Origin of the sequence: Streptomyces sp. NPDC006265 (genome assembly GCF_040613555.1) — a bacterium.
In the GTDB taxonomy this organism is placed as follows: Bacteria; Actinomycetota; Actinomycetes; order Streptomycetales; family Streptomycetaceae; genus Streptomyces.
This window is the reverse complement of sequence record NZ_JBEXSH010000230.1, coordinates 1-10,859: the sequence shown is the minus strand read 5'-3', so window position 1 is coordinate 10,859 and position 10,859 is coordinate 1. Positions and strand designations below refer to the sequence as shown.

Genomic DNA, 10,859 nt, shown 5'->3' with positions numbered 1-10,859 from the left:
GACCATCGTGTTGATGGTGCTCTTCAGCTCCAGGATCTCCCCGCGCGCGTCCACGGTGATCTTCTGCGACAGGTCGCCCTCCGCGACCGCCGTGGCCACCAGCGCGATGTTGCGCACCTGGCCGGTGAGGTTTCCGGCCATGAAGTTCACGGAGTCGGTGAGGTCGCGCCAGGTGCCCTTGACGCCCTTGACGTCCGCCTGCCCGCCGAGGCGGCCCTCGGTGCCGACCTCGCGGGCCACTCGCGTGACCTCGTCGGCGAACGCCGAGAGTTGGTCGACCATCGTGTTGATGGTGCTCTTCAGCTCCAGGATCTCCCCGCGCGCGTCCACGGTGATCTTCTGCGACAGGTCGCCCTCCGCGACCGCCGTGGTCACCTGGGCGATGGAGCGGACCTGGCTGGTGAGGTTGCCCGCCATGTGGTTCACGGAGTCGGTCAGATCGCGCCAGACGCCGGCCACGCCCGGAACCTGCGCCTGACCGCCGAGCCGTCCCTCACTGCCGACCTCGCGGGCGACGCGGGTGACTTCGTCGGCGAACGCGGACAGCTGGTCGACCATCGTGTTGACGGTCTCCTTCAGCTGGAGGATCTCGCCGCGGGCGGGCACGTCGATCTTCTGCGAGAGGTCGCCCTTGGCCACCGCCGTGGCCACCTGGGCGATGTCGCGGACCTGGCTGGTCAGGTTGCCCGCCATGGCGTTGACCGAGTCGGTCAGGTCGGCCCAGGTGCCCGAGACGCCCGGCACCTCCGCCTGCCCGCCGAGCGTTCCCTCGGTGCCGACCTCGCGCGCGACCCGGGTGACTTCGGAGGTGAACACGGACAACTGGTCGACCATGCCGTTGAAGACCGTGGCGATGTCGCCCATGAGGCCGTCCGCGTCGACCGGCAGCCGGGTACCGAAGTCGCCGTCGCGTACGGCTGTCAGGCCGGCCAGCAGCCGCCGCAACTCCTGGTCGCCCGGCACCGCATCGACGACCCCAGTGCTGTCGCTGGTCATGCGCACCCTCGTTCCGCTCCCCAAGAGCCCTCGAAAACCGAGGACTCGGAACCCCCCGGGTCGACGTGCGGCCCGGTTGTCGTGCATGTGTTTCCACGGTCACAGATGTGGATGTGGTGTGGAAATACGCCGCAGGTTAACTCACGTTTCAAGCCCTCAACAAAGCAGGAGCCGCCATCCTCGGCCGAACAGCGACGCGGCGCCACCAGCCGTTTCCCGCAGCCTGTGACACCGCCCCGGCGCGCCGGGGAAGACCCTTCCCCACCCTTGCCATGCGAAGGGCGGCTCAGGAGACGGCGGCGTCATCCACCGAGGTCCACATCTCCAGGATGCCGTCGACTCCGGTGATCTCGCAGAGTCGCCGGAGCTGAGGTGACGGCGCGACCACGCGCGGGGTGCCCGCCTAATGGGTGAGGATCAGCAGATTGAGCAGCGTCGAGTCCGCGAAGGTGATACCGGAGGCGTCCCGGGACCACCTTCTGATGCTCCCTGACCGCGACCCCCAGGGCATCCGACAATGGCCCGATCGGGTCTACGCCGTAGGAGCCGCGGGCGACGACGACCCAGGCCCCGAGTCATTGGTACTGCCGCACCGCGGCCACCTCGGGGGCATGCCTGGTGGCCTGCTCCGGCAGCGGCTCGGCGCCGGTGTCGCGCGGGAGCGCCGGCGCACCGGCCTTGTCCCAGGGCACCTTCGGGCTCCTCCTGTGGCTCTCCCCGATGGGAGCACGTCATCAGTTGCATGAAAAGCATGTCACGTATCTACGTTCCTACAATGCTGCCCCCTAAAATGCTGGGCATGGCAGGAGTGCCCGAGTCCCACAGCGGATGGACGTTCATCACCAGCCACGCGCGCGTACTGGCGGCCATCGCCGACAACCCGAACGCCCGCATCCGTGACATCGCCGCCCGTTGCCGGCTGACGGAACGCGCCGTCTCGCGGATCATCTCCGATCTGGAGCAGGACGGTTACCTCTCCCACACCCGGGACGGGCGCACGAACAACTACCGCATCGAGCCGGACAAGGTGCTGCGCCACCCGGCCGAGGCCGGCCTCTCCGTGGCCTCCCTGCTCTCCCTGCTCTCCCTGCTCGTCCAGGACGAGTCCGACCGTGTCAGGAAACCGGTCGCCCCGTAGTGGCAACGGGTGGCGGCACGGTCTGGGGCGGTGGAGGGGCTGGCCATGACCCGTGCCGACCGCAGGCGTCAGATGTCCGCCGCGGTGAACATGCAGAGATGGAACAGGCTCGACGCCTCCGGCAGGCCGCAGCCATCCCATCGACGACGCGCTGGTGGCTCTGTACCGCGTGGCGATGTACGGCTGACCGGCTGGACGTCGGTGACGCCCAGTGACTGACCGGGACCGGGCGCGACCGGGGTCGGCATCGTTCAGTCTGCACCTGGACCGCGGCATCCGGGTCCCCGCCCGTGGCGGCCGAAGGAGCGTCGGTAGGCGGGGGTGATGTGCACCAGGGCGGGAAAGCACGGAGTGAGTCCTCACTCATTGACGGAGTGAGGACTCACTCCGTACTCTCGTAGTCATGACAGCACCCCAGGAGAACCAGACCACCCGCCGCCGCGCCCCCGGCATGTCTCCGGAGCGGCGCCGCGAAATGATCATCCAGACCGCGATCCCGCTGATCGCCGAGTTGGGCGCCGCGGTGACGACCGCGAAGATCGCCCGCGCCGCGGGCATCGGCGAGGGCACGATCTTCCGGGTCTTCGCCGACAAGGACGAGCTGCTACAGGCCTGCGTGGCCACGGCACTCTCCCCCGAGCACGCGGTCCGCGAGCTCGACGCGATCGACGTATCCCAGCCGCTGCCCGACCGGCTCGCGGAGGCGGCCGAGGCGCTGCAGGCGCACCTGTCCAGGATGGGCGCGATCCTCGGCTCGCTGGGGCACCGCGGCGGCAAACACCCCGGCACGGTGCGCGGCACGGGCCGCGAGGAGTCGACGGCCCGTATCCGCGCGGCCCTCGCGGAGCTGCTGGAACCCGAGAAGGCCGCCCTGCGCCGACCGCCGGAGCAGATCGCGGCCCTCTTCTTCGGGCTGCTCTTCACCCAGCCTCGTACGGACGACGAGCCCGACCTGACCCCGAAGGAGCTGGCGGAGGTCTTCCTGCACGGGGCGCTCTCGGGGAGCGCCGAGTGAGTCCACGGACAAGGCGCCTGGGAGTTACGGCCCTGACCGTCCTGGCCCCCGTCCTGGTGTGGGTGGTCGCGGACCCGTTGCTGGGGCACCGGCTGCGAATCGCCGACGGCGAGCAGACTCTCGCCATCGGCGCCGTGCCCGTGGCGGTCGTCGCCCTGGTCGCGTCGCTCTCCGGCTGGGGACTGCTGTCCACCCTGGAGCGGTTCGGAGCGCGGCGCGCCCGCGCCATCTGGACCGGGGTGGCCGGGGCCGTACTGGCCCTGTCCTTCCTGCCGTTCCTCGGTGGCGGCATGGACGGCGGCACCAGGGTCTCCCTCGCGCTGATGCACCTGGCGGTGGCGGCGGTGCTGATCCCGGGGCTGGGTGGCAGATCGCCCGAGGTGAGAGCCGGAGCGGCCAGGGGGTGAACGTCGGCAGCACGTGGGCCGCAGGCCGTACCGGATTCGAGCGGCCGAACCGGCACCGCCGTCAGCCCTCCACGTCGGCAGCTCCCCGTTCCTCCACGTCGGAGCGCCTCAGCGTGAGGGCCGCGATGTCGTCGTCGAGCCTTCCGCCACTGTGCCGGAGCAGATCCCGGTGCAGCGCGCCGAGCAGCGCGCGGGGCTGCTCCAGGTCCTGCAGCTGCATCCAGTCCGGCAGCGGAAAGAACCGGCCGGCGTGATCCCGGGTCTCCGATACGCCGTCCGTGTAGAGCAGCAACTGGTCCCCCGGGGAGAAGGCGACGCTGTCGACCCAGTAGCGATCACCGATGAGCGACGCGAGATTGAGGGGCGGGGAGGGAACGGCGGGGTCCAGGACCCGGACCTTCCCGCAGTGCGCGATCAGCGGCGGCGGATGACCGCAGTTGAGAAGCCGAATGTGACCGCCGTCGGGCGGGATCTCGGCGAGGAGAGCGGTGGTGAAGTGCTCGGGCTGGTCCTGCGCGGGAAACGCGGCGCCGTGCCGCGTGACGGTGGTTTCCAGGCGATGGACGATGCCCTGCAGGTCGGGCTCGTCGTACGCCGCTTCCCGGAAGCTGCCGATCACCGCCGAGGCCACCCCCACCGCGGACAGGCCCTTGCCCCGTACGTCGCCGATGAGCAGCCGGACCCCGTGCGGTGTACCGAGTGCTTCGTAGAAGTCGCCGCCGATCCGGGCCTGCTCCTGGGCCGCCAGATACAGAGACTCGATCTCGAGGTCCTCGATGCGGCGCGGCAGCGGGCGCAGCAGAACCTTCTGGGCCGTGTCGGCGACGAGCCTGAGCTGGAAAAGCACTTCCTCTCGCTGAAGTCGGACATGACTCCCGTACGCGGCCGCCAACGTGACAGCGACGATGGCGGCCGACGTGTACTGCGTCCCCAGATCGGTGTAGAAGAGGCTGAGGACTGTCATGAGCAGCAGACAGAACGCCCCCAACAGCATCGTGGGAAGCACGGGCCACATCGCCGCGGCTAGGGCTGGTGCGGCGGGCAGAAGGCGGCTGATGGCGATCTCCCGGGGTGTGGAGAACGCCAGGACGGCGATGAGGACGGTCAGGACCACGGGTGACAGCCGGGCGGCTTCCCATCGGCCGCCGTAGGCGGGGCGACGGCGCCTCAACCGTGCAGACATGATCACAAATGCATGATATCGACCTCAACAGGACTCTGGCGCGGAGAAGGGTCATACGCCGCACGCTCTGCGGCGGACAGCCCTGCCCGGAGGAGCCGAGGCCGTGCACCTCGCATGACCTCCACAGATTCCCGCGCCGACCAGGTATGGATCATGCGGGCCCTGGCCGCTCGGGATCACCAGTGTTAAAAAGGTCGCATGGCGAATCGCTTCGCCCGCTTTCAGCACCTATCGGTCAAGCGCGTGATCAGCAGGACCACGCGGAGTGTGGCCGGGCAGGTGTTGATTTTCCAGGTGGCTCTCGTGGTGCTGCTCGTGGCCTGCGGCGTTGTCGCTCTCATCCTGCAGTCGGAGCGGGACACCAATGCCGAGGCCAGGCGCCGCTCCACGGCCGTGGCGCAGACCTTCGCGCACTCACCAGGCGTCCTGGCGGCGTTGCAGGCCCCGGATCCGAGCAAGATTCTCCAGCCGCTCACCGAGGCGGGGCGCCGGGCTGCCGATGTCGACTTCATCGTGGTCATGAACACCAAGGGCATCCGGTACACGCACCCCTTGCCGGACCGAATCGGAAAGCGGTTCGTGGGCGAGATCGGACCGTCGCTGGCGGGGAAGGTCTTCGTGGAGAGCGTCGACGGCCCGCTCGGTCGCGAAGTGCAGGCCACGGTCCCGATCGAGAACGCCGACGCCGAGGTGGTGGGCCTCGTCTCGGCAGGGATGAAGGTCAAGAACGTCCAAAGTCAGCTGACCCGGCAACTACCGATCATCCTGGGTGCCGGGGCCGGAGCGCTCGCGTTGTCCACCGGTGTGACGGCGCTGGTGGGCACGCGGCTGCGGCGGCAGACACACAGCCTGGCCCCGGATGAGATGACCCTGATGTACGAGCACCACGACACGGTGCTCCACTCCGTGCGGGAAGGGGTTCTGATCGTGGCCGCCGACGGGCGGCTGATGCTGGCGAACGATGAGGCCAGACGGCTGCTGGAGCTGCCCCCGGACATCGAGGGACGGCTCGTTTCGGGATTGCCGGGCCTCGATCCCGAGACAAGGGCGCTGCTCACCTCCGGACGCGAGGCGACCGACGAGGTGCACCTCGCGGGAGAGCGGCTCCTCGCGGTCAACCAACGGCCCACGGAGCACAGGGGAGGTCCCAAGGGAACCGTGGTGACGCTGCGCGACTCCACCGAGCTACAGGCGGTCACCGGCAGGGCCGAGGTGGCACGGGAGCGGCTCAGGCTGCTCTACGACGCCGGACTCCACATCGGTACCACCCTGGACGTGCTGCGCACCGCCGACGAGTTGGCGCGAGTCCCCATCCCCCGCTTCGCGGACTTCGTCACCGTGGACCTGGCCGACGCCGTCCTGCACGGCGATGAGCCGACCGCCACGGCGACGGACATGCGACGCGCGGCCGTAAGCGGCATCCGGGACGACCACCCGCTCTCCGAACAGGGCCGACTCTTCGACTACGCTCCGTCCACTCCCCAGGCACGCGGCTACGGCAGCGGCCACTCCCAGTTGGTGAGCGATCTGCCGTCCGCCACGAGCTGGCGCCTGCAGGACCCGGAGCGGGCCCGGGCGATCATCGACTACGGCATCCATTCCCTCATCACCGCGCCGATCCGGGCCCGGGGTGTCGTGCTGGGCATGGCCAGCTTCTGGCGAGGGCAGCAGCATGAGCCGTTCAACGAGGAGGACCTGTCGCTGGCGGAGGAGCTGGTGGCCCGTGCGGCGATCAGCATCGACAACGCCCGCCGCTACACCCGCGAGCACGCCCTGGCCGTCACCCTCCAGCAGAGCCTGCTGCCGCAGGCGATGCCCGAGCCACGCACGGTCCTGCACCGCCGGCCGGGGCTCGGCCGTGCACAGTCCTGGCTGCCCGATCGGCCGGGACTGCTCGTGTCCGCCGGCGCCGCGCTGATCGGTGTCCTCCTGACCCTCGGGATCCCGTTCGACCCGGGGGCCGCCGCGCAGCAGGCGGGGCAGGCCCTGGCCACCACCAGTGCCCGGCCCGGCCAAAGGCCGGCCGACCCGGCCGCTCCCACCGGCACCTTGCCGTCTCCGTCCACCACGCCCACCGGGTCAGCGAGCTTGTCTCCGTCACCCACCCCGTCGTCGCCCTCGGGCCCGGCGGCCACCGGCCCGGATGCACCCCCGGCCCCCGCCACCCCCTCCGACGACCAGGTGACCACCGCACCCGGCGGCCCGGCCACGGTGGCGACACCCACGACCACCACGCCCGCCTCGCCTGCCGCACCCTCCGTCAAGGACGTTGTGGTGTCGGCCTTCCGGCAGACGGGTCCTACGAGCGCCACGGCCACCATCGGAATCACCACGGACGGCACCGGGCCGGTCTCGATCACGGTCTCCTGGTTCACGGGCCGAACGGCGGGCCCGCTGGGCACTGCGGACGGGCCGTCCCAGACCTTCGAACGCAGCGGCGCCACCCAGTACGCCCTCACCGTCGACCACGCCTTCCAGAGCCTGGGGTGCTACTGGGCGGTTCAGGCCACCACGACCCCGGACTCCGCCGACGGGGGCGCCTCGCAGCAGCTCCTCACCAGGCAGTGCGACCTCCGATGACGGCACACGACGATCAGCACGCTCCCGCCTGTGATCCCCACGCGCCGCCGGGATCCGCAGACGGGCCCACCGAGGTGCGGTGGTCCACCGACCGGCCGACCCAGGCACTCGGCAGCCGCGCCCCGGGCGACGAGCCGGGCCCGGCCTACGCCGAGTACAGCGCGACTGTGCTGGCAAGCCACTGGATACAGCGCCCCGGTGGGGACGAGACCCTCGTCGAGCAGACGGCGAAAGAGCGATCGACGCCACCCGACCGCGTCGAAGGCACCGTGCTTCGCTTCGGCCCGGGCGTGACCGCCGTCCCCGCGCATCGCACCCAGCGGATGCCCGCCGCCACACCACCTTCCACACCCCGGCGTCGACGGCTGCGCAGACACGCACTGCCCGTTCTCGTAGTGCTCTGCGTCCTCGCGCTCCTCGCCTGGCAGCGTCTCGGGCAGCCTCTCAGGGTCGGCGCGATCACGGTCACGGCCCGGCCGACGGTACTCGGCTGCGACGGCACCGCACACATCGTCGCCCTCGTCACGACCAACGGCCGTCCGGGCACACTGTCCTACCGCTGGGTTCGAAGCGACGGCACCGCCTCGGGCGTCCTGGAGGAAGTGACGGTCCGGGGACAGAAACGGGCACGGCTCCATCTGCGGTGGACCTTCCAGGGCCGGGGACACCACATGGCCCGGGCTGAACTGCGCATCCTGTCCGCGACCGAGCGCACGGCTGCCACCCGTTTCACGTACGCGTGCCCCTGACCGCCCGAACCGCCCGGCCCTGGCGCCGGCCACCAGCGGCGGACGCACCGAACCGTGCGTGCCGTGTCACCGGCCGGTCTGCGGACTGTAGGGCTGCAGGAGTTGGTCCACGGGTGCGTGATCGTCGGTGAGCAGTGGGGCATCGGCCGTCCAGGAGTCGAGGTCCCCGCCGGTGGTGATCTTCCAGCCGGTCCGCCGGGCGTCCAGCTCCTTCTGCGTCGCGCGAAGGTCGACCGGTCGGTCGGAGGCGAGCACCACCAGGTTGCCGCCCCTGAAGTCGGCCGTCGGGCCCTGGCCGATGTCGGCGGGTTCGCCGAGGACGGCGACGTGCTCGAAGGTCTCACCCAGGGTGGCTACTTCGGCACGTGCGAAGTCCATTCCACCGTGATCGATGAGGTTGGCGACGTACAGACCGTCCTCGTTGAGCACACGCCGTACGTCCGTCATCGCTTCCACCGTGGTGAGGTGCCAGGGCACGCTCACGCCTCCGAAGGCGTCGCCGACGACGAGGTCACGGCTGCCGGTGTCCAGGCGCCGCATACCCAGTCTGCCGTCCTCGACGCGCACACCGATGCCGGCCTGCGACGGCAGTCCGAATTGCTCACGGTTGAGGCCCACGACCCCGCCGTCGACCTCGGAGACGAGGCTGCGCGTTCCGGGCCGTGTGGCCGCGAGGTAGCGGGGCAGGGTGAGTCCGCCGCCGCCCAGATGATGAGCGGCCAGTGGTTCACCTTGCGGAAAGGCGGCATCCACGGCCGACGCGATGGCGCGTACGTACTCGAACTTCAGATGGCTCGGGTCGTCGATGTCGACGTAGGAGTGCCGCAGGCCGTCCAGAATCAGCGTGCGACCGCCGCCCCCGTCGGAGTCCGCGACGACCCGTGCGCAGTGATACTTGGTCTCCACGTCGCAGCCCCCGGGTGCGACGGTGACGCCAAGGCCGCCGGCCAGGACCATCAGTGTCAGGGCAGGGGCGCCGCTCCACCCGCGCGTTCGCCACTCGACCCACGCCGAACCGGCCACCAGCAGTGCTCCGAGGCCGAGCAGTATCCCGCTGACCGGCAACCGCGAGACGAGGACGAAGCCGGTGAGCACGGTGCCGACGATGGCGCCGACGGTACCGACTCCGGACAGGCGGCCGACCACCGTGCCGGTCTCCGCCAGGTTGGTGAGACGCAGCTTCGTCACGAACGGCGTCACCGCGGAGAGCAGCGCGCCCGGCACCAGGATGGTCACGGACGCGATCACCAAGAGCACCTGTGGTGCCCACTCCGCAGTGGTGCGCAACACGGACGGGGTGAGCGCCACGACCGCTCCGGACACTCCGAGCGAAGGGCCGATGAGCCGACGGGGATCGACCTGATCCGCGATGTGCCCGCCCAGCCAGGAGCCGAAGGCGATGGCGGTGAGCGCGACGCCGATCACCATGGTGCTGGTCTCGAGGGTCAGGCCGAGGTAGGGAGCGAGCAGCCGCAGAGCGACGATCTCGACCACCAGAACCGCTGCCGATGACCCGAACACCAGCATCGCGGCGGCACGAGGGCCCAGACCGACACGGCCCGGCGTGCTCTCGGCGGCGGGCGACGAAGACGATTCGGTCACGGGCGACATTCTTGCACGCAGCTCACAGACCCAACGGCGCCATGCGCATCCTCATCTCTCCGCCCCTCAGCATGACTTGAAGTCGGCAGAAGTAGACCGGGTACGGGCGTCGGGGGAGCGTGCGCCCGCCGCCGACCGTCCCGAGTGGGCCCGTGGCAAGGAGCTCAGGGGCGAGGTTCCAGCACCTCCAGGGCGCCGGTCCGGGTGTCGTAGCTGCGCAGGGTTGTCAGCCGAATGGACAGCGGTGGTGCCGGCAGCAGCTCAGGGACGCGCCGGTCGGCGAAGGCACCGGCTCTGCGGGTCCGGCCGAGGGTGACGTGCGGGGCCCAGCGCCCGGGTTCGTGAAAGGGGTTGACGGTGTCGGGCGGGCTGTCCGAGGCCACCGCCTCCCACACCCGGCGGTGCAGCCCGGCCAGCCGGGGGTCGAGGTCCAGCCCCCAGGCCAGCACCGAGGTGGGCCGCTCGAAGCGGACCACGCCGGTGCACCGCACCGGCAGCGGCAGGGCGGCGGCCACCTCGGCGAGCTCCCAGCGGATCGGGGCGGTCAGTTCCGGGCAAGCGGCCAGAGTGATGTGCGGGCTGTTGGTCGGTGAGCGGTGACGTGCCCGGCTGGGCAGCCCCGCGTCCGCGAGCCGCCGCCAGGCCTCCCGGACCGCTTGCTCCGCCGCCTCGTCCAACAAGAGCTCGACCGTTCGCACCGCCGCAGCCTACCGGCGATCACATACTCGGTCCCCGCCGGCAGTGCCGCCGGCCCCGAGGGCCCGGGACGTTCCCATGGAGTGGACCTGACGTACAGGATGGCCCGGCGATGTCGCGTACTCCCCCACAGGGCTGTCCCACCTAGCAGGGCCTGACGTACCAGACGGGGGTCCAGTCGTAGCTCGCCACGCTGAAGGGAGCTCCGAGGGTGACGTCGATGACGGTGCGGTTCTGGTTCTTGAACAGTGCTCGGGTACCGCGCGTCTGGTTGTTGTAGTAGGAGCCGTCACCGGTCCAGTCCTGCAGCGCGTAGTCCTGGCAGTGGAACAGGGCGAGTCGGTCGCCCATGCCGAGTGTCTGACGGAACATACAGAAGTACTCGTAGTCGCACTCCCATTGTGCCGCGGTACGGCTTGCCAACCGACTCGCCCAACTGGCGGATCACAGCCGACCGACGGATCCCCCGTCCCTTCGACGGCACCTCAACACC

General features: G+C 70.3%; 10 protein-coding genes and 1 pseudogene. 6 read left to right on the top strand and 5 right to left on the bottom strand.

The genetic code is table 11. The features are described from left to right. Positions 1-996, bottom strand: a 996-nt coding sequence (locus ABZ281_RS19870; protein ID WP_356657198.1) for a HAMP domain-containing protein, incomplete at its 3' end; no start/stop codon positions are given. Positions 997-1,795: 799 nt separating this feature from the next. On the opposite strand from ABZ281_RS19870, the gene ABZ281_RS19865 reads away from it, so the two are divergent. The 4 genes and pseudogenes from ABZ281_RS19865 (at position 1,796) to ABZ281_RS19850 (ending at position 3,556) form a co-directional block, all read left to right on the top strand. Continuing rightward, the gene (locus ABZ281_RS19865; RefSeq protein ID WP_356657197.1) at positions 1,796-2,134 is read left to right on the top strand and encodes a helix-turn-helix domain-containing protein; all 339 of its coding nucleotides are present in this window, start codon (positions 1,796-1,798) and stop codon (positions 2,132-2,134) included. 11 nt (positions 2,135-2,145) lie between these two features. Then, positions 2,146-2,321 (top strand): annotated as a pseudogene (locus ABZ281_RS19860) (hydrolase); the annotation flags it as partial. Between the two features lie 216 nt (positions 2,322-2,537). Then, the gene (locus ABZ281_RS19855) at positions 2,538-3,149 is read left to right on the top strand and encodes a TetR/AcrR family transcriptional regulator (RefSeq protein ID WP_356657195.1); all 612 of its coding nucleotides are present in this window, start codon (positions 2,538-2,540) and stop codon (positions 3,147-3,149) included. Beyond that, the gene (locus tag ABZ281_RS19850) at positions 3,146-3,556 is read left to right on the top strand and encodes a DUF6069 family protein (protein WP_356657193.1); all 411 of its coding nucleotides are present in this window, start codon (positions 3,146-3,148) and stop codon (positions 3,554-3,556) included. Before ABZ281_RS19855 ends, ABZ281_RS19850 begins: the two co-directional genes overlap by 4 nt. A gap of 61 nt (positions 3,557-3,617) precedes the next feature. On the opposite strand, the gene ABZ281_RS19845 is transcribed toward ABZ281_RS19850, so the two are convergent. Then, the gene (locus tag ABZ281_RS19845; RefSeq protein WP_356657191.1) at positions 3,618-4,739 is read right to left on the bottom strand and encodes a PP2C family protein-serine/threonine phosphatase; all 1,122 of its coding nucleotides are present in this window, start codon (positions 4,737-4,739) and stop codon (positions 3,618-3,620) included. A 198-nt stretch (positions 4,740-4,937) separates the two neighbouring features. On the opposite strand from ABZ281_RS19845, the gene ABZ281_RS19840 reads away from it, so the two are divergent. Both ABZ281_RS19840 and ABZ281_RS19835 read left to right on the top strand, forming a co-directional pair. Further along, a complete protein-coding gene (locus tag ABZ281_RS19840) occupies positions 4,938-7,319 on the top strand; it encodes a GAF domain-containing protein (RefSeq protein ID WP_356657189.1) in 2,382 nt (793 codons plus the stop codon). After that, complete coding sequence (locus tag ABZ281_RS19835; protein ID WP_356657187.1) at positions 7,316-8,068, top strand: hypothetical protein; 753 nt, start codon at positions 7,316-7,318, stop codon at positions 8,066-8,068. Before ABZ281_RS19840 ends, ABZ281_RS19835 begins: the two co-directional genes overlap by 4 nt. Positions 8,069-8,134: 66 nt before the next feature. Here ABZ281_RS19835 and ABZ281_RS19830 read toward each other — a convergent pair whose 3' ends face one another. From ABZ281_RS19830 to ABZ281_RS19820, 3 genes are all read right to left on the bottom strand, one after another. Continuing rightward, a complete protein-coding gene (locus ABZ281_RS19830) occupies positions 8,135-9,670 on the bottom strand; it encodes a fused MFS/spermidine synthase (RefSeq protein ID WP_356657185.1) in 1,536 nt (511 codons plus the stop codon). 164 nt (positions 9,671-9,834) lie between these two features. Continuing rightward, on the bottom strand, positions 9,835-10,368 hold the full coding sequence (locus ABZ281_RS19825) for a 2'-5' RNA ligase family protein (protein ID WP_356657183.1): 534 nt from the start codon (positions 10,366-10,368) through the stop codon (positions 9,835-9,837). Between the two features lie 142 nt (positions 10,369-10,510). Beyond that, positions 10,511-10,738 carry a hypothetical protein gene (locus ABZ281_RS19820; RefSeq protein WP_356657181.1) on the bottom strand — a complete coding sequence of 76 codons (228 nt, stop codon included), beginning with the start codon at positions 10,736-10,738 and terminating at the stop codon, positions 10,511-10,513. Positions 10,739-10,859: the final 121 nt, after the last annotated feature.